This is a genomic window from Glutamicibacter sp. V16R2B1 (assembly GCF_005774635.1).
GTDB lineage: Bacteria > Actinomycetota > Actinomycetes > Actinomycetales > Micrococcaceae > Glutamicibacter > Glutamicibacter creatinolyticus.
In genome coordinates, this window is the sequence record NZ_VATX01000017.1 from 162,065 (window position 1) to 188,703 (window position 26,639).

The following is a 26,639-nucleotide window of genomic DNA, read 5'->3' on the forward strand; positions in this document are numbered from 1 at the left end:
CCGCGGCCTGCCATGCTGCTCCCTCCCGGTTCGCGGTCGCGCGCCGCTTAGCCGCGCAGTGCCCGGCGCACGGTGTCGGTGCGCTGTTCCGGGTTGCCGACCTGCACCTCGGCAGCCAGCACGCTCAGCCCGTGTTCGGAGACTGTGACCGGGGAAATCTTCAGGATCGCCACCTCCGGGTGGTTGTCCTTCAGCAGCGCCACCCGGTTCAGCAGGTCCTTCAGCGCCGCCAGGTCCACCTGCGGCAGCCCCTGGTAGCCGAAGAGCCGGGCGCTGCTGCGTGGACGGTGGATCAGGTCCTCCAGGTCCTGCACGGACAGCGGAGCCACCCCGTGCGCCCAGTCATCGAGCAGGTTCACCGGGTCCCCGGAGAGTCCGAAGGAGATCACCGGCCCCAGCAGCGGGTCCTCCACCGCCCGGATCACGCAGGCCTGCCCGGCCTCGGCCATGGACTGCACCTCCAGGGCCTGCACCCCCCACTGCCCCATGGCCTGGAACATGTGGGCGTAGTTGGCCCGCAGCGTGGGTTCGTCGGTGATGTTCAGCCGCACCCCGCCCAGATCCAGGCGCTGGCGCAGGTAGGGGTCATCGGCCTTCAACGCCACCGGCCAGCCCAGCCGGTGTGCGGCGGCGACCGCCTCATCGGCGCTGTTCACCGCCTGGGATTCCAGCACCGGGATCCCGTAGTGGGCCAACAGCGTGCTGGCCTGGTCGTAGTCCAGTTCGCGCAGCGTGGTGCCCGGGATCTGGGCGGTGAGGGTTTTCAGGTAGTCCTCTGCCCCGTCGGCGTCGATGCCCTCCGGTTCGGGCAGCGCGTCGTGTTCGACGTTCAGCCACTGCCGGTAGCCGTGAGCCTTGTCCAGGGCCCGCACCGCCGCGGCCGGGGAGGTGAACACCGGCAGCTCGTGGTGCACCCCGGTGCCGATGCTGCGGTCCGAACGCCCGGAGAGCACCACCAGCACCGGTTTGCCGCAGCCGGCGAAGCGGCCCAGCTCCCCCAGCAGCGCGTTGTCGCTGATGCCGGGCACCGGCAGCAGGGCGATGATCACCGAATGCACGGTGGCATCCTGCACCAGCTGCTGCACCCGTTCGCGCAGCAGCGGCAGGGCCCGGGACTGGCCCAGGCTGAAGTCCAGTTCGCGCTCGTCCGCGGCGGCGCTGAGGGTGCGGCTGACGGCCACATCGCAGGTGACTTCCGCCAGGGTGAGCGAATTGGAGAGCACCGTCAGGTTCGGCCCGGCCGGGGCCGGTGAGGTGCACAGCACGCTGGCCACGTCCATCAGCTGCTCCACCGAGCCGACACGGATCACCCCGGCCTGGGCCAGCACCGCGTTCAGCGCCGCCGGCGGGGCCTGGGAGGTGCGCACCGAGTGCCCCGGCGGCAGGCGCAGGCCCATGACATCGCTCTTGGCCACGATCACCGGTTTGCTGCCGGACAGGCGCCGGGCGATGCGGGAGAACTTGCGCGGGTTGCCGAAGGACTCCAGGTGCATGGCCACCACCGCGGTGTGCTCATCGTCTTCAAAGTACTGCATGGCATCATTGCCGGACACGTCCGCGCGCAGGCCCGCGGAGATCGCGGAACTCAGCCCCAGCCCGCGCTGGGCCTGCACCCCGTGCAGCAGCACCCCCATGGCGGCGGACTGGCTGAAGAAGCCGATGTTGCCCGGGGCCGGCAGCTGCTGGGCGACCGAGGCGTTCAGCTGCACATCCGGGTCGGTGTTCTGCAGCCCCAGGGAGGCCGGGCCGATGACCCGCATCCCGTTGATCCGCGCCCGGGTGATCAGTTCGCGCTGTTCGCGCAGGCCCTGGTCGGATTCGTAGCCGGCGGTCATCACCAGCAGACCCTTGACCCCGTGGGCGGCGCAGTCGTCCACGACCCCCAGCACCCGTTCCTTGGGCACGCAGATGATGGCCAGGTCCACCGGCCCGGGCACCTCGGTGATCCGCCCGTAGCTGGGCAGCCCGCCGATCTCAAAGGCCTGCTCGTTCACCGCGTACAGCGCCCCGGTGAACCCGGATTCCACCAGCCGGTTCAGCACGTCGTAGCCCAGGGTGCCCCAGGAGCGGCTGGCGCCGATGACGGCCACGGAGGCCGGGGCCAGCAGCCCGGCCACCGACTTCGCTTCGGCGCGGTGCTCGCGGGCCTCCATCACCGAACGGGACTTGTCGGTCGGGTCGATCGGGAAGACCAGCATCACCACCCCGTCCTCGAAGTGCCGGGCCACCGCGTAGCCGGCCTCGGAGAAGACGGTGAGCATCTTGCGGTTCTCCGGCAGCACCTCTGCGGTGAACTTCTCGATCCCGTTTTCGCGTCCGGCCGCGGCCAGGTGCTCCAGCAGGATGGAGGCGATCCCGCTGCCGTGGTACTCGTCCGAGACGTTGAACGCGACCTCCGCCTCGGTGGGGTCATCGAGCCGGTCATAGCCGCCGACCCCGATGACCTTCGCCCCGCGCAGCACCACGAACGCCACCCGGGAGGTGTGATCGACGTTGGTGAAGCGTTCCAGCTCCTTGGGGGTCAGCTGGGACTTGTAGGTAAAATAGCGCAGGTAGACCGACGCCTCGGACTGCTGGCGGTGCATCTCCTGCAGCGCCTGGGCATCCTTGGGGGTGATGGGCCGCAGGTGCGCGGTTGAACCGTCGCGCAGCACAACATCTGCTTCCCAATGTGCCGGATATGCCGCAGAAACTTTACGATCCACCATAAGCTAAACAATAGTGCGCGGTACCGGCCACGGCCAGATGCCACGCACCACGGCCTGCACCACGCCCGCGGCGCGCAGTCCGCCTGTTTGCATTCGAACAGTTTCTTATCGACCAGAAGGTAGGGGCACGAACAGCTCAATGGCTCGCAAGAACACTCCGGCCCTTGACGAGGATTTCGTCGAGAACATCATCGACATCGACGTCACCAGCGAGATGGAGAACTCCTTCCTGGAGTACGCCTACTCGGTGATCTACTCCCGGGCCCTGCCCGATGCCCGTGATGGGCTCAAGCCCGTGCAGCGGCGCATCCTGTTCCAGATGGCGCAGATGGGTCTGCGCCCGGAGAAGGGGCACGTAAAGAGCGCGCGCGTGGTCGGTGAGGTGATGGGCAAGCTGCACCCGCACGGGGACGCGGCGATCTATGACGCGATGGTGCGCCTGGCCCAGGACTTCTCGATGCGCCTGGCGCTGGTGGACGGGCACGGCAACTTCGGCTCCCTGGATGACGGGCCGGCCGCCCCGCGCTACACCGAGGCCCGGCTGGCCGCGGCCGCGGTGGCGATGACCGCGAACCTGGACGAAGACGTGGTCAACTTCGTGCCGAACTACGACAACCAGTTCACCCAGCCCGAGGTGCTGCCCGCCGCCTTCCCGAACCTGCTGGTCAACGGCGCCACCGGCATCGCGGTGGGCATGGCCACCAACATGGCCCCGCACAACCTGGGCGAGGTGATCGCCGCGGCCCGCCACCTGATCGAGCACCCCGAGGCCACGGTCGAGGACCTGATGAAGTTCGTCCCCGGCCCGGACCTGCCCTCCGGGGGCACCATTGTGGGCCTGGACGGGATCCGCGACGCCTACCGCACAGGGCGCGGGGCGTTCCGCACCCGGGCGAAGGTGGCGCTGGAGAAGATCTCGGCGCGCAAGTCCGCCCTGGTGGTCACCGAGCTGCCCTACACGGTCGGCCCGGAGAAGGTCATCCAGAAAATCAAGGACGGGGTGGGCAACAAGAAGATTGCCGGCATCTCCGACGTGGTGGATCTGACCGACCGGCAGCACGGGCTGAAACTGGTCATCGAGCTGAAGAACGGCTTCAACCCGAACGCGGTGCTGGCCAGCCTGTACAAGTACACCCCGATGGAGGACTCCTTCGGCATCAACAACGTCACCCTGGTCGAGGGCCAGCCGCGCATCCTGGGGCTGCGCGAGCTGCTGCAGGTGTACGTCGAACACCGCCTGGAGGTGGTGCGCCGGCGCACCACGCACCGGCTGGCCAAGCGGGAGGAACGCCTGCACCTTGTCGAGGGCCTGCTGATCGCCATCGTGGACATTGACGATGTCATCGCGATCATCCGCTCCTCCGAGGCCACCAATGAGGCCCGCGAACGGCTGATGACGGTCTTTGACCTCTCCGAGGCGCAGGCCAACCACATCCTGGAGCTGCGCCTGCGCCAGCTGACCAAGTATTCGCGCATCGAGCTGGAGGCCGAGGCCGAGCAGCTGCGCAAGGAGATCGAGGAGCTGCGAGCCATCCTGGGCTCCGACGCCCGGCTGCGTGAGGTGGTCTCCGGGGAGCTGGAGCAGACCGCCGAAACCTTCGCCTCCCCGCGGCGCACCGTGCTGGCCAAGGATGCGGAGACCAAGCCGCTGAAGGGCACCGTGCTGCCCGAGGCGGTGGGCAGCGGCAAGAAGGCCACCCTGGCCATGGAGGTCGCCGACCGGCCCTGCCGGGCGCTGCTCTCGGCCTCCGGGCAGATCGCGCGCACCCACGACCGCACGCCGCTGGATTTTGCCGGCTCCCGGGTGAAGCACGATGTGCTGCTCTCCGAGGTGCCCACCAGCGCCCGCGGCGAAATCGGCGCACTGACCAGCACCGGGCGGATCATCCGGGTGTCAATGATCGACGTCCCGGCGCTGGGCGAGGGCCATGGCTTCCCGCAGCTGGCCGGCGGGGTGTCGGTCAGCGAGTTCCTGAAGCTGCCCAAGGGCGAGAAGGCGGTGGCGCTGGTCCCGCTGAACCGCGTCTTCGCGCTGGGTACCCGCAACGGCGTGGTCAAGCGCGTGAACCCGGACTACCCGCTGAACCGTGACGAGTTCGAGGCGATTACCCTCAAGGGCAAGGACGAGGTGATCGGGGCCGCGGTGGCCGAGGATGAGGACGAGCTGGTCTTCATCACCGCGCAGGCCCAGCTGCTGCGCTTCACCGCCTCCACGGTGCGCGCCCAGGGCCGCACCGCCGGGGGCATGTCCGGCATCAAGCTGGGCGCGCAGGACTTCGTGATCTACTTCGGCGCGGTGCCGGCCAATGACGCCTCCGCGGTGGTGGCCACCGTGGCGGTCGGCTCCCAGACGCTGCCGGGCACCTCCGGGCAGTCGGTCAAGCTCACCGAGCTGGACCAGTTCCCGCTCAAGGGGCGGGCCACCGCCGGGGTGCGCGCCCACCGCTTCACCAAGGGCGAGGACAAGCTGAGCCTGGCCTATGCCGGGCCGGGTCCGGCCCGGGCCAGCTCCGCGGCCGGGGTGGTGCGCGCCCTGCCCACCGAGTTCGGCAAGCGGGACGGCTCTGGGGTGCCGCTGGCGCAGTCCATCGCGCTGCTTGGCGGCGTGCTGCCGGCCGACACGCAAAGCGCGGACCCGGTCTCGGCGCGGGAACTGGATCAGACGCTGCCCAGCCCCGAGCACGCGGCGCAGACCACCAAGATCGGGCACGAACTGGTGGAGGACACCTTGCCGTTCTCCGATGGCGGGGTCATTCTCGGCGACGACTAGCAGCACCATGCATGAGGGGCGGGGAACCAGTGGCGAACTGGTGCCCCGCCCCTTTGGCCTCCCCACGCCCCGCACGCGCTGCGCGGGCGTGCCTACACCGTCAGGCCGTGCCGGGCCCGTTGGCCCAGATCTATCCGGTGGTCGCACTCGCCGGCCAGCTGGGCGTCATGGGTAATGAGCACCACGGTGCGACCGGCGAGCGCGGCCCGCAGCTGATCGATCAGCGCCTGTCCCTCGTCCTGGCCCAGGTGGGCGGTCGGCTCATCGAGCAGCACCACCTGCTTGTCCGCCAACAGGGCCCGGGCCACGGCCAGGCGGCAGCGCTGTCCGCCGGAGAGGCTGTGGCCGCCGCTGCCGATGCGGGTCTCCAGGCCCTGGGGGTGCTGGGCGTACCAGGATCCCAGGCCCACCGCCTGCAGCACCTGGAGCATCTGCGACTCCGGCGGCATCGGCCCCTCCACGCCCAGCGCCAGGTTGCGCGCCAGGGTTGAGTCGAACAGGTGCGCCTCCTGCGGGCACCAGGCCACCGAATCCAGGGCCTGGGCCGTCAGCGGTGAGAGCTGCCCGGCGGTGTCGATGGCGTGGATTTGCCCGGACAACGGGGGCAGCACCCCCAGCAGGGCGGTGAGCAGGGTCGATTTGCCCGAGCCGGAGGGGCCGGTCAGTGCCGTCCAGTCCCCGGGGGCGATGCGGGCGCTGAGCCCCTGGAGCACCGGTTCACCCTCACGGTAGCCAAGGGCCACCTCGTGCAGCTCAAAGCCGGTGACCGGCCCGAAATCCTCCTCCGGCTCCGGCAGCTGCTGCTGTGGTGCGCTGCTCACCCCACGGTCGGCCAGGGTCTGGCGCAGTTCGGCCAGTGCCCGGGCCTGTTGGATCGAGGCGACGCAGGCGGCGGCGGGTTCGGACAGGGCCAGGGCCAGCAGGGCGGCCACCGCGGTCAGTTCGGGCGTCACCTCGCTCAGGGCCACGCAGGCGGTGGCCAGCACGGCTCCGGTCAGGGTCATCAGGTTCGCCCCGACGCCCTGGCCCAGGGCGTGCCAGCTGGCCTTGCGGGTGTTTTCCCGCTCGGTGTGCCGCAGCCGGGCCAGCAGCTCCCCCAGGGAGCCGTTGGCCCGCAGCGAGGCCCGGTTGCGCAGAATGGCCAGCACGCGTTCGTTGACCTGCAGCCGGTGCTCCAGCTGCTCGGTGGTGCTGCGCCCCTCGATGCGGCGGATCAGCGGAACAATGACAATGAGCATCAGCAGCAGCGCGCCCAGTCCCGCATACCCGAAGGTCGGCTGGATCAGGAAGAGCACCACGATGCCCAGCAGCCAGACGATCAGGGCCTGCAGGGGCGGGAAGACCACCCGGGTCAGCAGGTCGCGCAGTTCATCGACCTCGGCCAGGAAGAAGCGCAGCACCACCGGGGAACGGGAGACGACGCCCCAGCTGGCGGGCTTGGCCACCATGGCGTTCCAGATCTTTTCCCGCAGCTCGGCCGCGTACCCCAGCACCGCGTCGTGGATGGCCAGCTGCTCCAGGTAGCGCAGCGCCGCCCGGCCAATGCCCAGGGCGCGCACGCTCACGATCGCCACCATCAGGTGCAGCACCGGGGGCATGTAGCTGGCCTTGACGATCAGCCAGCCGCTGACCGCGGAGAGGGCCACGGCGAAGAGCACCGACAGCACCCCCAGTAGCACGGCCTTGCGGGCCCCGGTGTAACGGGTCAGCAAATCCCGCACCGGGGTGAATCCGGTCGCCTGCTGTCCGCGCGGCGGCCGGGGCGCCTGCGGCAGCGCCGCCGGTTCGTCCTCATCCACCGGGGCGGTGGTGGCCGTCGGTGCGGTGCCGGGCACCTGGCGGGCGCCCAGCAGCGGGTCGTGGCTGGCCACCAGGACCGCGCAGCCGGCAGGCAGTTCGCCCAGCAGCCGGCGCACCACGGATGCGTTGCGCGCATCCAGGTGGGCGGTCGGCTCATCGGCCAGCAGCAGCCGGGTGCCGGGTTCGCTGTGGATGCGCAGCAGGGCGCGCAGCACCTCAAGTCGGCGCAGTTCGCCCGGGGAGTATTCGGCGATGGGCCGCTGCAGCATCGTGTGCAGCCCCAGCTCGTGGGCCAGACGCTGGATCTGTTCGGCACTGGCCTGGGGCGCATCCAGGGCCAATTGCCGTACGCCGGTGTCCTGGCTGAATTCCGGGTGCTGGCTGATCAGCGCGAACCCGCCGCGCAGCCGCAGCCGGCCGCTGGTCTGCTCGGCGTCCAGCGCGTTGGCGCTGGCCCCCTCGGCGATGGCCTTGAGCAGGGTGCTCTTCCCGGTGCCGCTGGCCCCGTCCAGCAGCAGGCGCTGGCCCGGTTCCAGACGCAGCGTGTAGTTGCGGTAGAGCGGCGCCTCGGTGCCGTAGCGGAAGGAAAAGTCCTCCAGCTCCAGGATCGGCTGACGGTTCCCGGCATCCAGGGGCAGCCGTTGGACGCTGATGGCCGGTTCGGGGTTCTGCCCCACCATCTGCTCGTAGCGCTGGTAGGCGGCCAGCCCGTCATCGGCGGCGTGGTAGGCCGAGCCGACCTCACGCAGGGTTCCGAAGACCTCGGGGGCCAGGATCAGCACGATCAGCCCGGCGGCCAGGTCCATGTGCCCGCCGACCAGGCGCAGGCCGATGAACACCGCCACCACCGCAACCGAGAGCGTGGAGATCAGTTCGAGCCAGAAGCTGGAGAGGAAGACCGTTTTCAGGTTCTCCATGGTGGCCTTGCGGTAGCGTCGGCCCAACCGGGCGATCGCCGTTCCCTGGGCGCGGGCCCGGCCCAGGCCCAGCAGGGCCGGCAGCCCCAGGGCCAGTTCATACAGCTGGTGGGCCAGCGCGTCGAGTCCCGCCTGGCTTTCGCGGATCTTCTCCTGGGTGTGCATGCCGATCAGGGCCATGAACAGCGGCACCAGCGGAATGGTGATCAGCAGCACGATGGCGCTGGTCAGATCCACGGTCAGGACATAGATCCCCAGCAGCGGCGGCAGCACCAGTGCGCTGACCATGGCCGGGATGAACTTGGTGAAATAGTCATCGAGCTTGTCGATGCCGTGCGCCGCCAGGGTGGCGGTCACCGGCACGGAGAACTTCTTGGACGCCACCGGGACGATGGTGCTGACCCCTGCGGTGCTCGCCACCAGCTGTTCGCGCATCCGCTCCTTCGCGCCCAACCCCATCCGCCGGGAGGACACGTTCAGCCCCCAGCCGCCAGCGGCCCGCAGCAGCGCGCCGGCCAGGGCCAGCCACAGCAGCCGCGGGCCGGCCGGCGCACCGGAGCCGGCCAGGGAGGCGATCCAGGTGCCCAACGCGAAGGCGAGCAGGATCAGCCCCAGGGCCTTGCTGATCGACCACACGGTCAGCAGCACCAGCTGCCGGCGCTGCAGCAGGTTTGAGGGCAGGAAGCGTGGTGCGGCCATCTTCTCTCCTTGGCGTTGGGCCATCGACGGTTACTTGACCACGGGGATGATCAGATGGGTCTCCGGGATGTGCTTTTCGTGGATGCGCTTGCGGAACACCCAGTAGCTCCAGGCCTGGTAGGCCAGGACCAACGGCACCCCGAACGCGGCCACGATGCTCATCAGCCGCAGCGTGTACGGCGTGCTGGAGGCGTTCATCACCGTCAGGTTGAACGCCGGGTCGATCGTGGAGGGAAGCACCACCGGGAAGGCGGCGGTGAAGATCGCCGCGACCCCCAGCGCCAGGGCCGCCCCCAGGGCGATGAAGGAGAATCCCTCGCGGCCCGACCGGGCGGTGCCCCAGGCGGCCACCATGGCCAGCGCGGCCAGCCCCAGCAGCGCCCAGGCGCCCATCGAGTCGTTGCGCAGCACCACCGCGAGCGCCCACAGCACCAGCGGCAGCAGGCCCAGCGGCAGCCACCTGACCAGCAGCGAGCCGCTGCGTTCGCGGATCGGCCCATCGGTCTTCAGGCGCAGGAAGGCCAGCGCCTGGATCAGGCAGTAACCCACGACCGCCAGGCCACCAAGCACCGCTTCCCAGCCGAACCAGGCGAACGCTCCGCCGACCCGGTCGCCGTTTTCATTCAGCGGCAGCCCCAGGGTGGTCAGCGCCAGCATGGCGCCCACACCGAAGGCGGCCACGAAGGAGCCCAGGCTCATTGCCAGGTTCCACATCCTCAACGCGGTGGCGGTGTGCGCCTTGCCGCGGTATTCAATGGATACGGCACGGAAGATCAGTGCGGCCAGCACGATCACCAGCGGCAGGTAGAGCCCGGAGAAGAGCGAGGCGTACCAGTAGGGGAAGGCGGCGAAGGTGGCCCCGCCGGCGGTCAGCAGCCAGACCTCGTTGCCGTCCCAGACCGGGCCGATGGTGTTGAGCATGACCCGGCGCTGGCGTTCATTGCGGGCCATCACCCCCATGAGCATGCCCACCCCGAGGTCGAAGCCCTCCAGGAAGAGGTAGCCAAGCCACAGGACGGCGATGACCACGAACCATAGTGTTGGAAGCCATTCCATTGTCAGTTTCCGTTCCCGCTAGTAGGCGAAGGACAGCACATCATCATCGTGCTTGTCCTCGTCCTTGCGCTCGTCGTTGTTCAGTTCGGGCATGGTGGAGGCCACCCCACCGCGGATAAACCGGGTGAGCAGCACGAGTTCGACCACCAGCAGCACTGCGTAGATCAGCGTCAGGCTGATCGTGGAGAAGAGCATCTCCCCCGCACTGACGGTCGGCGAGACCGCGGCGGCGGTATACATGAACACCTGGTCAATGCCGCCCATCTGCGGGTTCGGCGCCACCACGAAGGGCTGGCGTCCCATTTCGGTGAAGATCCAGCCGAAGGAGTTCGCCCCGAACGGGGCGGCGATGCCCAGCAGGGCCAGCCGGGAGATCCACTTGTTGTGCGGCACGGTGCCCTTGCGGGTGAGCCACAGGGCCACCGCGGCGGCGACGGCGCTCAACCCGCCCAGCGTGATCATCAGCCGGAAGCCCCAGTAGGTGACCTCCATGACCGGAACGTAGTTGATTTCCTGGCCGGCGTACTGACCCAGGTATTCCTCATCCGGGTAGTGGGTGCCGTACTTTTCCTGGTATTCGGGAATCAGCGTGTTCACGCCCTTGACCGGGGTTTCAAAGTCGCCGTTGGCCAGGTAGGAAAGCAGACCGGGCAGTTCGAAGACCGCGGTGACGTCATCGCAGCTGGTGCTGCCCTGGGTGCGGACATCGCCCAGCGTCAGCACCGAGAACCCGGTGCCGTCGTGGCAGGCGGCCTCGGCGGCGGCCATCTTCATCGGCTGCTGCTCGAACATCAGCTGGGCCTGGGTGTGCCCGGAGAAGGCCACCCCCAGGAAGGAGACCAGCGCCACCACTGCACCGATGCGCAGCGAGGAGAGCCACACCTTGTGGTCGGTCTTGTCGCGGTTGCGGCCCTTGCTCAGGTCTTCCCCGACGATGACGCGCCCGTTGGCGTCCACCGTGTCGACGCCTTCCGCGCGGCGACGGTACAGGTGGAACCAGGAGATGCCGAGCAGGAATCCGCCGGCCACGGCGAAGGCGCCAAAGACGGTGTGCGGGAAGGTGACCAGCGCCGTGTTGTTGGTGAACACGGCCCAGGCGTCGGTCATGACCGCGCGCCCGTCAACGATTTCGGTGCCCACCGGGTGCTGCATCCACGAGTTTGCGACGAGGATGAAGTAGGCCGAGAGGATGCTGGCCAGCGAAGCGGCCCAGATCGTGGCCAGGTGCAGCTTTGCCGGCAGTTTCTTCCAGCCAAAGATCCACAGTCCCAGGAAGGTGGATTCGACGAAGAACGCCAGCAGCGCCTCCATGGCCAGCGGGGCTCCGAAGACGTCGCCGACGAATCGGCTGTACTCGCTCCAGGCCATGCCAAACTGGAATTCCTGCACGATACCGGTGGCCACGCCCATGATGAAGTTGATCAGGAACAGCTTGCCCCAGAACTTCGTCATTCGCAGCCACTGTTCATTGCCGGTGCGCAGCCATACCGTTTGCAGCACCGCTACGACCAGCCCCAGCCCGATCGTCAGCGGCACCATCAGGAAGTGGTAGACGGTGGTGATGCCAAATTGCCACCGCGCAATTTCCAACGGGTCCATCGGTTTCCCTTCGAGTGTAAACACGTTTTCTACGGAACGTAGAAAAGCCGTTCACCACCACGATAGGCCAATTTCGACAAGACGTAGAAATCGCGGGTAACCGCCCTGTGGCCTGCAAAACAAGCCGCTGACCAAACCGCGTGATGCCAGCAACAGGCAAGCGGCAAATTTGCCCAGTTCTCAAGGTATGCCCAAGAAGCTATGTCCAAATGTGATTTTGGCAACAATAATCTACTCAGACCCGATTTTTACGAAGTGTAGAAAATTTGGTCAATCCCCTATAGAATGGACTGCACGATACGTTCGTTGGCGCTTAAAGGCACCGGACGTTTTAGCACTAGTAGGCAAGTGAGGTACTGCCCTGTGGCCAGCCTTGGCGATCTGGAACGCTCAGTCATGGAACTTCTGTGGGACTCCGCAGAACCACTGACCGCCAATGATCTGCGCGATGAACTCGCCGCACCCGGCGATGCTGCGAAGGAACTCGCAGTCACCACTGTGCTGACGGTACTCGCGCGGTTGGAAAAGAAGGGCCTCGTCGCCCGCGAACGCTCCACGCGTCCGCACCGCTACACGGCCTCGTCGACCCGCGAGGATCACACCGTGAACCTGCTCAACGAGGCATTGGGAACCGCCCAGGACCGCGAAGCTGTTCTGGCGCGCTTCATCGGCGGCATTTCCCCCGACGAAGCGGCGGCACTTCGTGCTATCTTGGACGCACCGAAAACCGTCTAAATCCTTCACGATATAGAGGGCTGAGTGCTTCTCACCTCATACTTTCTTGCGGCGTTGGCCATCGCATTAGCGTGGCCAACGCCGTTGGCGTTGGCCAAAGCGAAATGGCCAGCCCGCTCCCCGGTGGCCGCTGTCCTGTTGTGGCAGGCCATCGCCCTGGCCGGTGGGCTGTCAATGATCGGCTCCATGCTCGTGTGGGGTCTGACTCCACTGGGCGATGACCTGCTCAGTGCCCTGCACCAGGGATGGCGCTTGCTGCTCGGGGACCCCGATGCCCCGTCCCCCGGGGTGGTTCACCTCTTTGCGCTCAGCGCCGCACTGCTCTTTGCCACCCATCTGGTCCTGACCCTGCTGCGCGCGGCCTGGCGGATCTCCCGGCAGCGGGCCAAGCACCGCCAGCTGCTGATGCTGTTGACCAACCCCGCCGAGGACCGGCCCAATACCCTGGTTCTGGACCATGATGTGCCGGTTGCCTATTGCGTTCCGGGCATGACCCGCTCGGTCACCGTCCTGTCCCGTGGCCTTCTGGACCAGCTCTCCGAGACCGAACTGCAGGCGGTGCTGGCCCACGAGCGGTCGCATCTTGAACAACGCCACGACCTGCTGATCCTGGCCTTCACCGCCTGGCACGAAGCCCTTCCCTGGCTGCCGACATCGCGCCTGGCGTTGGACGCGGTGCGCCAGCTGACCGAGATGCTGGCCGATGACACGGCCCTGCAGAAGGTGCAACGCCCAGTCCTGTTGCGGGCCATCGTGACCGTCGCGTCCTCCGTGGCCCCCAACCCGATCCACGATCCCGCCCAGCAGGGCGGCTCGGGCGGCGACCTGGAAACCGTGCCGAACGGAGAATTGTCCTCCGGACGCCTGCAGCGCCTGCTCAATGATCCGAACCCGCTGAGTGTTTTTCAGACCACGGCGATCGTCTTTTGCTCACTGATGCTTTTGGTCTGCCCCACCGTGTTGCTGATTGCGCCCAAGCTGCTGGGCTAGACGCAATCACAACCGGCCGCGGCTGAAGTCCCGGAACACCGGGCAAAAGGAAACGCCGACCGGTCCCCACGGGTAATACCCGAGGCAAACCGGACGGCGTTTTCGCGGCTGGCACCCCTAAACGTCGATACGTTCGCGTTCCAGGTTGTCAGCGCCGGAGATTATGAACTCCTTGCGCGGTGCCACATCCGTGCCCATGAGCAGGTCGAAGATTTCCTCGGCCGCCTGGGCATGCTCCACGCCGACCCGGCGCAGCGTGCGGTGCCGGGGATCCATGGTGGTTTCGGCCAGCTGGTCCGCGTCCATCTCACCCAGGCCCTTGTAACGCTGGATCGGCTCCTTGTAGCGCCGACCTTCGGCCTCGATCTTTGCCAGCAGGCGGGTCAGCTCAGCTTCGGTATACGTGTAAACCACTTCGTTGCTCTTCGAACCGGGATTGATGATCTCAATCCGGTGCAGTGGCGGCACCGCGGCGTAGACCCGGCCCTCCTCCACCATCGGGCGCATGTACCGGTAGAAGAGGGTCAGCAGCAGGGTCCGGATGTGGGCACCGTCCACATCGGCATCGGTCATCAGGATGACCTTGCCGTATCGGGCCTGGTTGATGTCAAAGGTGCGGCCCGATCCGGCGCCGATGACCTGGATCATTGAGGCGCACTCCGCATTCGAGAGCATGTCCGAAATGGAGGCCTTCTGCACGTTGAGGATCTTGCCGCGGATGGGCAGCAGGGCCTGGAAGTCGCTGGACCGGGCCAGGCGGGCGGTACCCAGCGCACTGTCACCCTCAACGATGAACAGTTCGGAACGCTCGGTTTCCTTCGTCCGGCAATCCAGCAGCTTGGTCGGCAGGGATGAGGACTCCAGCGCGGTCTTGCGGCGCTGGGTTTCCTTGTGCACGCGCGCGCTCACGCGGGACTTCATCTCATTGACGACCTTCTCCAGCAGTGTGGCCGCTTCCTGCTTTTCTGCACGCTTCGTCGAGGCCAGGCGCTCGTTGAGCGCCTTCTCCACGACGCGGGAGACGATCTGGCGCACCTGCGAGGTACCCAGGATCTCCTTGGTCTGGCCCTCGAACTGCGGTTCGGCCAGCCGGACGGTCAACACGGCTGTCATGCCGGCCAGGACGTCGTCCTTCTCGATCTTGTCCTTGTTGCCGAACTTCAGTTTGCGGGCGTTGGCCTCCACGGCCTTGCGGAAGGACTTCAGCAGCGCCTGTTCAAACCCGGTCTGGTGGGTGCCGCCCTTGGGCGTGGCGATGATGTTTACAAACGTGCGCACCGTGGTGTCATAGCCGATCCCCCAGCGGACGGCGAGATCGACTTCGCAGACGCGCTGCAGATCTTCAATGTGGCTGCGCCCCTCGGCGTCGAAGACCGGCACTTTCTCATGGAATGAGCCGCTGCCCTGGATGCGCCAGATGTCGGTGACTGCCGAATCGCTGGAGAGGAAGTCCACGAATTCGCTGATGCCGCCATCGTGTTGGAAGACCTCCTCGTAGGGCCCGTCCTCACCCAGGGTGCCGGGCAGGCCGCGCTCGTCGCGCAGGGTCATGCGCAGGCCGGGCACGAGGAACGAGGTCTGCCGTGCGCGGTTTTGCAGGTCCTCGTAGGAGAAGCGGGCATCGGAGGTGAAAATGTTGTCATCCGCCCAGTAGCGGATGCGGGTCCCGGTGACGCCGCGCTTGGCCTTGCCCACCACGTCCGGTTCGGTGGCCTTCTTGAAGGCCTCGAAGGGAGCATCCGCCCGGGGTTTGCCGCGATCGGTGAAGCGGCCCGGTTCCCCGCGGCGGAACTGCATGCCGTAGGTCTTGCCTCCGCGGTCAACTTCCACGTCCAGGCGCGCCGAAAGGGCGTTGACGACCGAGGCGCCCACACCGTGCAGGCCGCCGGAAGCGGTGTAGGAGCCGCCGCCGAACTTGCCGCCGGCGTGCAGCTTGGTGAAGACGACCTCGATGCCGCTCAGGCCGGTCTTGGGTTCGATGTCCACCGGGATGCCTCGCCCGTCATCGCGCACTTCCACCGAACCGTCGTTGTGCAGAACGACGGAGATGGACTGGCCATAACCGCCCAAGGCCTCATCGACCGAGTTGTCGATGATTTCCCACAAGCAGTGCATGAGTCCGCGCGAGTCGGTGGATCCGATGTACATGCCGGGACGCTTGCGTACGGCTTCGAGTCCCTCGAGCACGGAAAGATGGCGGGCGTTGTAATTATCGGCTTTGGCCACGTGGTTACTAACTCCTACTGCTGCCTGACGGGGATCCTGCCCCCATTCTAGTCGTCAATGTGTTCGAATTCTGTGAGCCGGACACCCGTGAAAACGGGAACTTGGCCACTATGAGCTTATCCACAAGCAGTACGCGGTGAGCGAAAGAGCGGCCCGAGGGGCATAAAGTTCGGGCCATAACTGGTTGTATTGAATACACCAAGATTTAAGGAGGCTGGCAATGACTACTACAACTGCAAGTCGCGAACTCAATGCCCTCGACCGGTGCGACCGTTGCGGCGCACAGGCCTACGTAAGGGCCGTGCTAGCCTCCACAGGTGGCGAACTGCTGTTCTGTGCACACCACGCACGAGCCGTAGAGGATAAGCTTCGCCCGCTCACCTCGGAGTGGCAGGACGAAACTTCGCGGCTTTACGAGAAGCCGAAGGTGGACATCCAGGACTAGCTCGCGCCGTCCGTTGTCTGCCAAACGCTGGGATCCGCCGAAGGGCGGGTCCCAGCCTTTTTGTTATGGGCCAAATATTGCTCCGCAGCGCCAGTGCCGCTCAGCAACCGCCAAGCAAGGGCCGGCCACTCATCGGTGTGCGAATTGCAGCGAAATGTTGGGTTTAACGACCGCGGCGGACGAAGCCACAAAGAGCTTCGTCCGCCGCGGAACGATCGTTTTAGTCCAGGTAGTCGCGCAGCACCTGAGAGCGCGACGGGTGACGCAGCTTGGACATCGTCTTGGATTCGATCTGACGGATGCGTTCACGGGTCACCCCGTAGACCTTGCCAATTTCGTCTAAAGTCTTCGGCTGACCGTCGGTCAGGCCAAAGCGCATCGCCACAACGCCGGCTTCACGTTCCGAGAGGGTGTCCAGCACCGAGTGCAGCTGCTCCTGCAGCAAGGTGAAGGAAACCGCGTCGGCCGGAACCACGGCTTCCGAGTCCTCGATCAGGTCACCGAACTCCGAGTCGCCGTCTTCACCCAGCGGGGTGTGCAGGGAGATCGGTTCGCGACCGTACTTCTGGACTTCGACAACCTTTTCCGGGGTCATGTCCAGTTCCTTGGCCAGCTCTTCCGGAGTGGGTTCGCGGCCCAGGTCCTGCAGCATCTGACGCTGGACGCGGGCGAGCTTGTTGATGACCTCGACCATGTGCACAGGAATACGAATGGTTCGTGCCTGGTCGGCCATGGCGCGGGTGATCGCCTGACGGATCCACCAGGTGGCGTAGGTCGAGAACTTGAAGCCCTTGGTGTAGTCGAACTTCTCAACCGCACGAATCAGACCCAGGTTGCCTTCCTGGATCAGGTCCAGGAACAACATGCCGCGGCCCGTGTAGCGCTTGGCCAGCGAAACCACGAGGCGCAGGTTGGCCTCCAGCAGGTGGTTCTTGGCAATCTTTCCGTCGTGGATGATCTGTTCATAGTCCCAGCGCAGCCGCTGGTCCATTGACCCGTCGTCCTTGTTCAGCTTGTCCTGAGCGAACAGCCCTGCCTCGATGCGCAGCGCAAGATCCACTTCCTGCTCGGCGTTCAGCAGTGCGACCTTGCCGATCTGCTTCAGGTAGTCCTTGACCGGGTCGGCGGTGGCACCTGCCACCATCACCTGCTGCTGAGGGGCGTCGTCTTCGGACGAGCTGATGACGAAGCCAACGGAATCGTCTTCAGTCTTTTCTTCAGTTTCGGCGTTGTCGGTCTGAGCCTCGGTCTGCTCTTCGTTGTCAACGACTTCTTCTGAGGCCTTACCGGCGGCCTTGCTGCTTGCCTTGGCCTTGGTTGCGCGCTTCTTCGCGACAGGTTTCTCTGCCACAGCCTTGGCGTTGGCTTCCTCAGCCGCAGTTGCGTTGGCAGCCTTGCGCTTAGCGTTCGTCTCAGTTGATGACACGAATAACCTTTCTCACGATGCGTCCCAGATGCACCTACCGGTAACACCACTATGACCCTGTCAAGTCCGTTAGCGGAAATAAGGAGTTTCCGCCATGGCGACAGTCACGTATTTCAACGCATCTACGCCTTCTTTTGTTCCCGCTGTGAAAAGACGGAACGCAAAAGAACAATCGGACCTAACCGGGTCTGTTGTCCCATTATCCACGAATAACCACGTAGGCACCACTTGGCACGGCGGGATTTCGCGCTCCTAATGGAAACTTGAACGCCAGGCGCGTTGGGGATCAGTCGCCCACTCCGGCATGATTCCGCGGTAAAGCAGTTGCTGCAGCAACTGCGCAAGACGGTATTCAGGGTCACTATCCAAGGCGGTCCGCAAGAGCGCCATGGACATGCTTCCCCTGCCTTTGGCCCATTCAATCCACGCCAGGATGCACAGCAGCGCCGAACGCTGTCCGGCTCGCGCCACCCCCAATAGGTCTCGGCAGATGAACCACAGGTTCTCCAGCCGTTTCCACTCCGGAGTGTTCGCCCCACCGCCCAACAGGAAATCGGCCAGTTCCTGGGCGCGTTCCTCGGTGTCGCGCAGCGCCAGTTCACGCACCGCCGTGCGCGCCGCGACCGCACCCACGCCAGCCAAGTAGGGCAGGATGTCGCGCACGAGCCGGATTTCCAGGCCAGAGAGCAGCCGTGCCGCGACCAATGGTTCGGAGCGCATGGTTGCCTCGGACTGGTAGGCGTCTGTTTCCAGCAATGCCGCCCAGGTATCCAGGCAGTCGTAAATGTCGCCGTCGAGCGAATCGGCGAGGCTGCGGATGGTTCCGGCGTTCTCCCATTCCGGGACGCCCTGCCCGTCCCAGGGCTCGTGCAGTGGGGCGGAACCGGCCAGGACCATTCTGAGGTAAGTGTCGCTGAGTTCCGGGCAGGCCGGGTTCTCGCGCTCTTCTGGCACCGCCCCGTTGTAATTCCACACCATGCCCCGGTTAACAAACCACGCCTGATGCAGTGGCGTACGGCGCGCATCAAAGCTCTCGCTGAGCTCGGCAAGCAATTGGTGATAGGGCAGTTCCCGCCCGGTAGGTGACGGGTCGTTGGAGTACAGGACGCACAGTGCTCCGGTCAGCTGCGGCAGCTTTCCCACCAACTCGCAGACCTGCTCCACCCACGGCCGGCGCTCCCCCGCACTGTCGTGTTTTGGCAGATCAACGCGCAGGGTCGCTTCCAGCTTCTTGTCGACCATCAGCAACAGCACGGCCGATTCGGAGGGATGAAACCCCAGCGCGTGGGGCACGTAGGCAAGGATGTCTTCGGCGCGCTCCAGGGAGAGCGGCTCTTGTTCCGGTGTAGTAGTCATGACCCGACAGTGGGCCAAGACCGAGGTGCCCACGGAATCGGGGACCCCGAGTGTGGACAACTCGGGCCGCAGCCACCAGGGAAGCTAGTGGCCGGGATTTTGCTGGCGCCGCGCCTTCTTACGTGCCATGAGCATCCCGCTGATGCCCACGGCCACGAACACGAACTGGACGCACAAGGCCAGCTTGAACGCACCCAGGTTGTACAGTTCCCGTTCACCGCCGGCCAGCTGGAACTGGAAGTCCAGCAGCATGCCGATCAGGTACATGCAGATGAAGGCCCCGGAGAATCCTCCGACGTTGACCAGGCCCGTGGCTGTTCCCATCACGTGCGGCGGGTTGAAGGTACGGGCAAAGTCGAAGCCGATCACCGACGCCGGCCCGCCAGCGGCGATGCTGATCATCAGGATGATCAGCACCCACAGCGGCGCCCGTCCGGGCCACAGCAGCACCACGGCCCACATCACCGTCATCCCCAGCACGATGGTCAGGGCGATCAGCGACCGGCGGGTCGGATAGCGGGCGGTGAGGGCCCCGAGGATCGGGGCAAGGACAATCGCGACGACAACGAAGATCGACAACAGGCTGGAGGCCAGCGCTCCGGAGACCCCCTGGCCTTCGACGAGGAAGGGGAAACCCCAGGTAAGCATGAATACGTTGACCATGAACGCGGTGCTGAAGTGGGTCCAGAACCCCAGCCGGGTGCCCGGTTGCCGCCACGCCGCCGCCAGCCGCGCCCGGGTGCTCAGCGGGTCCTCTTCCCCGGTGCCACGCCATTCGTGCCCATTGTGCACAAAGGTGATGACCAGCAGCAGGGACACGAAGGCGATGACGGCAAGCATCGCAAATGCCGGGGTCCACCCGACGTGGATGAGCATCGCGTGGAACGGGAAGAGGCTGATCAGCTGGCCCAGCTGCCCTACCGTGCCGGTGATCTGGGTGAGCATCGGGATGCGGGAGCCGGAGAACCACATGGGCAGCAGCCGCAGCACCGAGACGAAGACCATGGCATCCCCGGCACCGACCAGCACACGCCCAGCCAGGCCCTGGGGCACGTTGTTCGCAAAGGCCAAGAATGCCTGGCCCAGGGTCATCAGGATCGCCCCGCCGACAATCATCCGGCGCGGGCCGACCTTGTCCAGGATCAGCCCGACCGGCACCTGGCCGGCCGCGTACACCAGCAGCTGGACGACCGAGAAGGTCGCCAGGATCGAGGCGGAGGCGTTAAAGCGTTCCGTGGCCTCCAGCCCGGCCACGCCGAAGCTGGTGCGCTGGGCGACCGCCGAGAGGTAGGCCAGCAGCGCCACCGTGTAGACGATCCAAGATTTTTTTGAATTCAGCTGGTCATGGCTCAAGGGGTCGGGTCACCGGAACCATCGGACGAACCTTCGGGGCCGTGCGGGTCATCGTCCGAATCGGCGCCCTCATCGGCGTCGGTGTGCGTGGCGTCCTCGTCACGGTCCTCGGGCAGGGGGCCGGTTTCGGCCAACCAGGCATCCAGGTCCTCGATCCCGGCCAGGAAGGATTCGGCGCGGGCAGCGATCTGCTCGGCGTCGGGAAGCTCATGGTCCTCATCAAGCAGCAGCGACCGCGGCTGGTGCTCCTGGGCGTGGGCGTCAAAGCGCTTCTCAAACCCGGCCACCATCTGGCGTACTTCGGTGTTCGCGTCGATCTGTTCGGCCAACTGTCCTTCGATCAGCCGGCCGGCTTCACGCAGGCTGTCGGTGGGTAGGGCCAGTTTCAGGGCCGCCCCCACAAATTCCAGGGCGGCCACGGCTACCGGCGGGTATTCGGCCTCGGCCAGGTAGTGCGGGGTGTGCAGCGAGTAGCCGACCACGTCGCGTCCGGCCTCGGCCAGGCGGATCTCCAGCAGGTCAGTGAAGGCGGCCGGCAGTTCGGCGGTCGGCGACCAGGTGGAAATCTGTTCGATCAGGTCCTTGCGGTTGCCGTGGGCGGTCACACCCACCGGACGGGTGTGCGGGACCGGCATCGGCAGCGAACTGGTGGAGACCACCGGACCGATGTTGAAGGCCTCGATCAGCGCCAGCAGCTGCGAGCTGAGCTCTTCCCATTTCAGGTCCGGCTCAACGCCGGTGAGGAACCAGAAGTCCCGGTCCATGCCATCGGTCATCAGGTACAGTTCGATGACCGGCTCCTGGTAGGCGGCGAAGTGGTCCCCCAGGTAGGTCACCCGGGGCCGCTGGGCGGAGTAGCACACCAGCTGATCGGCGTCGAAACGGGCCACCAGCTCGCCGGCCAGCTGCCCAAACAGCTCGTTGTGCACCTGCACGTGGGCGTTGCCCGCGTCGCTGGCCCCCTTGAGGGAAATGTACATTCCCAGCCCCTGCAGGCAGGGGTCATCGAGGTCTTCGGCCATCAGCTTCATCAACGACGAACTGGTCATTCCACCCCGATCCGAGATCAGCCGCCGGATCATTCCGACGGATCACTACTTGTCCTACCCGTTGGGCCAACGGCACCGTCGTGCACTTCGTGCACGCCTGCCTGCCACCCAACGATTCTTAGCAGAACCCGGGCCCCCGGGTCATACTCCAACGTCACATTCTATCTCTTCGGGGCAACAGCCACTGTGAACTGGGGCACGCGCGGGGTGTACCTCGGCTAACATCTACTAGAGGGACACGGTGCAGATGCCGCATGCCGCCATCCGCGGCGCCCGCTCCGCCCGGTCCCCTACCCTTACAGATCCTCAAACCCTACAAAGGCTTAGAAGGAATGATTTCGTGATCAACTCCAGCGATCTCAAGCTGACCGCAATCGGAACCGACATCAAGCGCAAGAACGCCGACGCACTGGTGCTGGGCATCTATAAGAGCGATGGGAAGGTTCACATCGCCGAATCGGTGCTTGACCCCCAGACCACCGCAGAACTGGAAAAGTCCCTGGCCGACATGGGCGTCGCCGCCAAGGCCGATGAACTGACCCGGATGCCGGCGGTGGAGGCCTCCAAGGCCAAGTACGTGGCCTTCATCGGCCTGGGAGTTGATTCGCTGCAGGAGCTGACCGACGAGAAGCTGCGCCGCGCCGCCGGTTCGGCCGCCCGCCAGCTGGGCAGCGTGAAGAGCGCCCTGTTCGCACTGCCCGCAGCCACCGTGGCGCGCGCCGCCGCAGTGGCCGAGGGCATCGCCCTGGGCAGCTACCGCTTCGAGAACTTCCGCTCGGAAAAGAACGAGAAGCCGGTGCTCAGCGACGCGATCGTGGTCACCGCCGCCTCCGCGGACAAGCAGCTGCCTGCGGCGCTGAAGCGCGCAGCGGTGCTGGGCCGCGCCGTGCGCGCCACCCGCGACCTGATCAACACCCCGGCCAACGCGCTGTACCCCGAATCCTTCGCCAACGCGGTCAAGGACTACGCCAAGTCGCTGCCGCTGAAGGTCACCGTGTACGACGAGAAGCGCCTGGCCAAGGACGGCTTCGGCGGGCTGATGGGCGTCGGCGGCGGCTCCGAGCGGGCCCCGCGCCTGGTCAAGGTCGAATACTCCCCGGCCAAGGCGAGCAAGCACCTGGCCCTGGTGGGCAAGGGCATCACCTTTGACACCGGCGGCATCTCGCTGAAGCCGGCCGCTGGCATGCACGCCATGAAGTCGGACATGTCCGGCGCGGCGGCCATGTTCCAGACCGTGGCCGGTGTGGCCGAGCTCGGCCTGGACCTGAAGGTCACCGCCTGGCTCTGCCTGGCCGAGAACATGCCCGGCGGGCGTTCGACCCGCCCGGGCGATGTCATCACCATCTACGGCGGCAAGACCGTGGAGGTGCTGAACACCGACGCCGAGGGCCGCCTGGTGCTGGCCGACGGGCTGGTCGCCGCCAGCGAGGAGAAGCCGGACGCGATCATTGACATCGCCACGCTCACCGGCGCCCAGATGCTCGCCCTGGGCCTGCGCACCGCGGGGGTCATGGGCGATGAGGCACTGCGCGACGAGCTGGTGTCCGCCTCCGATGAGGTCGGTGAGCTGGCCTGGCCGATGCCGCTGCCCGAGGACCTGCGCGCCTCAATCGATTCGCAGGTCGCCGACCTGGCCAACATTGGTGAACGCATGGGCGGGATGATGACCGCGGCCGTGTTCCTGCGCGAGTTCGTGGGCAAGGTCGATGAGACCCCGATCCCCTGGGCCCACATCGACTTCGCCGGTCCGGCCTTCAACGAGGCCAGCGCCTGGGGCTACACCCCGAAGAACGGCACCGGTTCACAGGTGCGCACGCTCATCGGATTCGCGGAGCGCTTCGCCACCCGTTAAACGGGATTGATGAGTCACGAAATACACCCCGGTGCGGGAGGCGTCACAGCTTCCCACACCGGGTTTCGTGCAAAAATATAGGGGAAACTGACTTTTCGCTGTCACGAGGTGACTGATGGCGGTTCACCGGACTAAGGTAAGTTTTGAAACATCACGGCACGCCGCCCTCCACCCTCCACCGGGAGGTGTTGTGCGCGGCGTGTCCCACCCGATCCCCGGTCGGCCAGAAGTCGACCAGATTAGCTATTACGAGGGAGCGTTCACGTGGCCGAATCGGCAGCAACGCAAGAATTCGATGTCCTCATCCTCGGTGGCGGTTCCGCTGGATACTCGGTCGCCCTGCGCGCCGTCCAGCTGGGCCTTACCGTTGGCCTGATCGAGAAGGGAAAGCTCGGCGGCACCTGCCTGCACACCGGCTGCATCCCGACCAAGGCCTACCTGCACTCGGCGGAGCTGGCCGACAACGCACGCGAAAGCGCCAAGTACGGCATCAACACCACCCTTGACTCCATTGACCTGGGTGCGGTGCGCAGCTACAAGGACGGCATTGTGGCCGGCAAGTTCAAGGGCCTGAGCGGTCTGCTGAAGATGAAGAAGATCAACGTCATCGAAGGCGAAGGCCGCCTGGTCTCCCAGGACACCATCGAGGTCAACGGCAACCGCTACAAGGGCAAGAACATCGTCTTGGCCACCGGTTCGACCTCCAAGACCTTCGGCCTGGAGATCGGCGGACGCGTGCTGACCAGCACCGAGGCGCTGAACATGGACACCATGCCCAAGAGCGCCATCGTGCTCGGCGGCGGCGTGATCGGCGTCGAGTTCGCCAGCGTGTGGAAGTCCTTCGGCGTGGACGTGACCATCGTGGAGGGCCTGCCTTCCCTGGTCCCGAACGAGGATCCGGCCATCATCAAGGTGCTGGAGCGCTCCTTCAAGAAGCGCGGCATCAAGTTCAACACCGGCGTCTTCTTCGAAAAGGTCGAGCAGGACGAGAACGGCGTGAAGGTCTCGCTGGCCGACGGCAAGACCCTGGAAGCCGACATCGTGCTGGTGGCCGTGGGACGCGGCCCGGTCACCGAGGGCTTCGGCTTCGAGGAGCAGGGCATCACCATCGACCGCGGCTTCGTGATCACCGATGAGCGCCTGCACACCGGCGTGGGCAACATCTACGCCGTGGGCGACATCGTCCCCGGCCTGCAGCTGGCCCACCGCGGCTACCAGCAGGGCATCTTCGTCGCCGAGGAGATCGGCGGCCTGAAGCCGACCATCATCGAAGACATCAACATCCCGAAGGTCACCTACTGCGAGCCGGAAATCGCCTCGGTGGGCTACACCGAGCCGAAGGCCAAGGAGAAGTTCGGCGCCGATCAGGTCGAGACCACCGAGTACAACCTGGCCGGCAACGGCAAGTCCTCGATCCTGGGCACCAGCGGCATCATCAAGATGGTGCGCGTGAAGAACGGCCCGATCGTGGGCGTGCACGGGGTCGGCAGCCGCATTGGCGAGCAGATCGGCGAGGCCCAGCTGATCGTGAACTGGGAAGCCTACCCGGAGGATGTGGCCCAGCTGGTCCACGCCCACCCGACCCAGAACGAGGCCCTGGGCGAGACCGCCATGGCCCTGGCCGGCAAGCCGCTGCACGGCTAGTTGCCCGTCATGAAGCAGCGTGTCCGCAACGGCACGCTGCTTCGTCCGCTAGGCTCGGAGGCAACGCCTCCATCAACCACGTGGGCTCGCGGGCCGCTTGAGGCAAGCCGGCACCGCGGACCAACCTAATAGCTTTTAAATTTTCAGAGGAGATACGGGAAGATGTCTGAAACCGTAAACCTGCCCGCATTGGGTGAGAGCGTTACCGAAGGCACGGTGACCCGTTGGCTCAAGCAGGTCGGCGATCGTGTCGAGGTCGACGAGCCATTGGTGGAAGTTTCCACCGACAAGGTCGACACGGAGGTGCCCTCCCCGGTTGCCGGCGTGATCGAGGAAATCCTGGTGGCCGAGGACGAGGAAGCCGAAGTCGGCGCGCCGCTGGTGCGCATTGGCGACGGCTCGGGCGCAGGCTCGGATTCCGGTTCCGATCAACAGCAGGCCGAGGAACCGGCCGCTGAGGAGCCGGCGCAGGAAGAGTCCGCACCGCAGCAGGAATCGGCCCCGGCCGCCGAGCAGTCCACCGAGTCGGCTCCGGCCGCTTCGGGTGACGCTTCGGGCACCGAGGTCACCCTGCCGGCCCTGGGCGAATCGGTCACCGAAGGCACCGTCACCCGCTGGCTGAAGCAGGTCGGCGACGACGTGGAGGTTGACGAGCCGCTGCTGGAGGTCTCCACCGACAAGGTCGACACCGAGGTCCCCTCCCCCGTGGCCGGCAAGCTGCTGGAAATCCGCGTGAACGAGGACGAGGAAGCCGAAGTGGGCGCCGTACTGGCCGTCATCGGCTCCGGCTCGGCCGCACCGGCCGCCAAGGAAGAGGCTCCGGCCCCGGCCCCGGCGGAGAAGAAGGAAGAAGCCCCGGCCCCGGCCGAGAAGAAGCAGGAAGAGGCTCCGGCCGCTCCGGCTGCTCCGAAGCAGGAAGAGGCCCCCGCAGCTCCGGCCCCGGCCGAGAAGAAGCAGGAAGCTCCCGCTGCCGCCCCGGCTCCGGCCACCGGCGGTTCCGAGGGCGCCGGCTACGTCACCCCGCTGGTGCGTCGCCTGGCCAACCAGAACGACATTGACCTGAGCACCGTGACCGGTACCGGTGTCGGTGGCCGCATCCGCAAGCAGGATGTGCTGGACGCGGTGGAGGCCAAGAAGGCCGCCGCCCAGTCCGCTCCGGCCGCTGCCGCGCCGTCGGCTCCGGCGGCCAAGGCCGCTCCGGCCGTCGAGGCCTCCTCGCTGCGTGGCACCACCGTCAAGGCTCCGCGCATCCGCCAGGTCATTGCCCGCCGCATGCGCGAGTCGCTGGATGTCTCCACCCAGCTGACCCAGGTCCACGAGATCGACATGACCCGCGTGGTCAACCTGCGGGCCAAGGCCAAGGCCGGGTTCAAGGCCACCAACGGCGTGAACCTGACCTACCTGCCGTTCATCGCCAAGGCCGTCGCCGAGGGCCTGAAGCAGCACCCGTCGCTGAACGCCGAGTACGACGAGCAGAGCCAGCAGATCACCTACCACAATGCCGAGCACCTGGCATTCGCGGTGGACACCGATCGCGGCCTGCTGGTTCCGGTCGTGGCCAACGCCGGTGACCTGAACCTGGCCGGCCTGGCCTCGAAGATCGCCGATGTCGCCGAGCGCACCCGCAGCAACAAGATCGGTCCCGATGAGCTGGCCGGTGGAACCTTCTCCATCACCAACATCGGTTCGGTCGGCGCGCTGTTCGACACCCCGATCATCAACCAGCCGCAGGTTGCCATCCTGGGCACCGGCGCGATCGTCAAGCGCCCGATGGTCATCACCGACGCCGAAGGCAACGACTCGATTGCCGTGCGCCACATGATGTACCTGTGCCTGACCTACGATCACCGCCTGGTGGACGGCGCCGACGCCGGTCGCTTCCTGCAGACCGTCAAGGCCCGCCTGGAAGGTGGCGCATTCGAAGGTGATCTTGGCCTCTAGGCCCTGATCGGCTCGTCTTGCCCAAGGCCCGCTGACACGCGTCACCGCGTGTTCCAGCGGGCCTTCGGCATTT

Annotated in this window: 16 protein-coding genes; 7 read left to right on the forward strand and 9 right to left on the reverse strand. The window is 66.1% G+C overall.

The window, feature by feature from the left end; translation table 11 throughout:
• Positions 1 to 47: 47 nt before the first annotated feature.
• Positions 48 to 2,708 carry a GNAT family N-acetyltransferase gene (locus FDN03_RS13660; RefSeq protein WP_138177994.1) on the reverse strand — a complete coding sequence of 887 codons (2,661 nt, stop codon included), beginning with the start codon at positions 2,706 to 2,708 and terminating at the stop codon, positions 48 to 50.
• Positions 2,709 to 2,847: 139 nt separating this feature from the next.
• On the opposite strand from FDN03_RS13660, the gene FDN03_RS13665 reads away from it, so the two are divergent.
• Complete coding sequence (locus FDN03_RS13665; RefSeq protein WP_138177996.1) at positions 2,848 to 5,478, forward strand: DNA topoisomerase IV subunit A; 2,631 nt, start codon at positions 2,848 to 2,850, stop codon at positions 5,476 to 5,478.
• A gap of 92 nt (positions 5,479 to 5,570) precedes the next feature.
• Here the strand turns inward: FDN03_RS13665 and cydC are convergent, their stop codons facing one another.
• Genes cydC through FDN03_RS13680 form a run of 3 tightly spaced genes read right to left on the reverse strand, consistent with a single transcriptional unit; the run spans position 5,571 to position 11,549 of the window.
• Entirely contained in the window at positions 5,571 to 8,894 is a 3,324-nt protein-coding gene (cydC, locus tag FDN03_RS13670) for a thiol reductant ABC exporter subunit CydC (RefSeq protein ID WP_171021259.1), read from the reverse strand.
• A gap of 30 nt (positions 8,895 to 8,924) precedes the next feature.
• On the reverse strand, positions 8,925 to 9,950 hold the full coding sequence (gene cydB, locus FDN03_RS13675) for a cytochrome d ubiquinol oxidase subunit II (RefSeq protein ID WP_138178000.1): 1,026 nt from the start codon (positions 9,948 to 9,950) through the stop codon (positions 8,925 to 8,927).
• 18 nt (positions 9,951 to 9,968) lie between these two features.
• A complete protein-coding gene (locus FDN03_RS13680) occupies positions 9,969 to 11,549 on the reverse strand; it encodes a cytochrome ubiquinol oxidase subunit I (protein WP_138178002.1) in 1,581 nt (526 codons plus the stop codon).
• 363 nt (positions 11,550 to 11,912) lie between these two features.
• Here FDN03_RS13680 and FDN03_RS13685 point away from each other — a divergent pair, with 363 nt between their 5' ends.
• Positions 11,913 to 12,284, forward strand: coding sequence for a BlaI/MecI/CopY family transcriptional regulator (locus FDN03_RS13685; RefSeq protein WP_054820860.1), 372 nt, complete (start codon positions 11,913 to 11,915; stop codon positions 12,282 to 12,284).
• A gap of 24 nt (positions 12,285 to 12,308) precedes the next feature.
• Positions 12,309 to 13,274 carry a M56 family metallopeptidase gene (locus FDN03_RS13690; protein WP_138178004.1) on the forward strand — a complete coding sequence of 322 codons (966 nt, stop codon included), beginning with the start codon at positions 12,309 to 12,311 and terminating at the stop codon, positions 13,272 to 13,274.
• 117 nt (positions 13,275 to 13,391) lie between these two features.
• Here FDN03_RS13690 and FDN03_RS13695 read toward each other — a convergent pair whose 3' ends face one another.
• Positions 13,392 to 15,500 carry a DNA topoisomerase IV subunit B gene (locus tag FDN03_RS13695; RefSeq protein WP_138178006.1) on the reverse strand — a complete coding sequence of 703 codons (2,109 nt, stop codon included), beginning with the start codon at positions 15,498 to 15,500 and terminating at the stop codon, positions 13,392 to 13,394.
• Positions 15,501 to 15,720: 220 nt separating this feature from the next.
• Between FDN03_RS13695 and FDN03_RS13700 the strand changes: the two genes are divergently transcribed.
• Positions 15,721 to 15,945, forward strand: coding sequence for a hypothetical protein (locus FDN03_RS13700; RefSeq protein WP_054820859.1), 225 nt, complete (start codon positions 15,721 to 15,723; stop codon positions 15,943 to 15,945).
• A gap of 220 nt (positions 15,946 to 16,165) precedes the next feature.
• On the opposite strand, the gene FDN03_RS13705 is transcribed toward FDN03_RS13700, so the two are convergent.
• The 4 genes from FDN03_RS13705 to FDN03_RS13720 all read right to left on the reverse strand — a co-directional run bounded on the left by FDN03_RS13705 (position 16,166) and on the right by FDN03_RS13720 (position 21,129).
• Positions 16,166 to 17,371, reverse strand: coding sequence for an RNA polymerase sigma factor (locus FDN03_RS13705; RefSeq protein WP_138178008.1), 1,206 nt, complete (start codon positions 17,369 to 17,371; stop codon positions 16,166 to 16,168).
• Positions 17,372 to 17,623: 252 nt separating this feature from the next.
• Positions 17,624 to 18,727, reverse strand: coding sequence for a DUF4192 family protein (locus tag FDN03_RS13710; protein WP_138178010.1), 1,104 nt, complete (start codon positions 18,725 to 18,727; stop codon positions 17,624 to 17,626).
• A gap of 84 nt (positions 18,728 to 18,811) precedes the next feature.
• Complete coding sequence (locus FDN03_RS13715; RefSeq protein ID WP_138178012.1) at positions 18,812 to 20,080, reverse strand: MFS transporter; 1,269 nt, start codon at positions 20,078 to 20,080, stop codon at positions 18,812 to 18,814.
• Positions 20,077 to 21,129 carry a PAC2 family protein gene (locus tag FDN03_RS13720; RefSeq protein ID WP_138178014.1) on the reverse strand — a complete coding sequence of 351 codons (1,053 nt, stop codon included), beginning with the start codon at positions 21,127 to 21,129 and terminating at the stop codon, positions 20,077 to 20,079. Before FDN03_RS13720 ends, FDN03_RS13715 begins: the two co-directional genes overlap by 4 nt.
• A 340-nt stretch (positions 21,130 to 21,469) precedes the next feature.
• On the opposite strand from FDN03_RS13720, the gene FDN03_RS13725 reads away from it, so the two are divergent.
• The 3 genes from FDN03_RS13725 (at position 21,470) to sucB (ending at position 26,566) form a co-directional block, all read left to right on the forward strand.
• Positions 21,470 to 22,981 carry a leucyl aminopeptidase gene (locus FDN03_RS13725; RefSeq protein WP_138178016.1) on the forward strand — a complete coding sequence of 504 codons (1,512 nt, stop codon included), beginning with the start codon at positions 21,470 to 21,472 and terminating at the stop codon, positions 22,979 to 22,981.
• Positions 22,982 to 23,245: 264 nt separating this feature from the next.
• Complete coding sequence (gene lpdA, locus FDN03_RS13730) at positions 23,246 to 24,625, forward strand: dihydrolipoyl dehydrogenase (protein WP_138178017.1); 1,380 nt, start codon at positions 23,246 to 23,248, stop codon at positions 24,623 to 24,625.
• Positions 24,626 to 24,787: 162 nt separating this feature from the next.
• Positions 24,788 to 26,566: a 2-oxoglutarate dehydrogenase, E2 component, dihydrolipoamide succinyltransferase gene (sucB, locus tag FDN03_RS13735; protein ID WP_138178019.1), complete on the forward strand. Its 1,779-nt coding sequence runs from the start codon at positions 24,788 to 24,790 to the stop codon at positions 26,564 to 26,566.
• Positions 26,567 to 26,639 lie beyond the last annotated feature (73 nt).

Bases quoted from the DNA above. Each gene is read 5' to 3' on its own strand.
- FDN03_RS13660 (WP_138177994.1), bottom strand. From the start codon at position 2,708: ATGGTGGATCGTAAAGTTTCTGCGGCATATCCGGCACATTGGGAAGCA.
- FDN03_RS13720 (WP_138178014.1), bottom strand. From the start codon at position 21,129: ATGACCAGTTCGTCGTTGATGAAGCTGATGGCCGAAGACCTCGATGAC.
- cydB (WP_138178000.1), bottom strand. From the start codon at position 9,950: ATGGAATGGCTTCCAACACTATGGTTCGTGGTCATCGCCGTCCTGTGG.
- FDN03_RS13710 (WP_138178010.1), bottom strand. From the start codon at position 18,727: ATGACTACTACACCGGAACAAGAGCCGCTCTCCCTGGAGCGCGCCGAA.
- FDN03_RS13665 (WP_138177996.1), top strand. From the start codon at position 2,848: ATGGCTCGCAAGAACACTCCGGCCCTTGACGAGGATTTCGTCGAGAAC.
- FDN03_RS13680 (WP_138178002.1), bottom strand. From the start codon at position 11,549: ATGGACCCGTTGGAAATTGCGCGGTGGCAATTTGGCATCACCACCGTC.
- sucB (WP_138178019.1), top strand. From the start codon at position 24,788: ATGTCTGAAACCGTAAACCTGCCCGCATTGGGTGAGAGCGTTACCGAA.
- FDN03_RS13700 (WP_054820859.1), top strand. From the start codon at position 15,721: ATGACTACTACAACTGCAAGTCGCGAACTCAATGCCCTCGACCGGTGC.
- cydC (WP_171021259.1), bottom strand. From the start codon at position 8,894: ATGGCCGCACCACGCTTCCTGCCCTCAAACCTGCTGCAGCGCCGGCAG.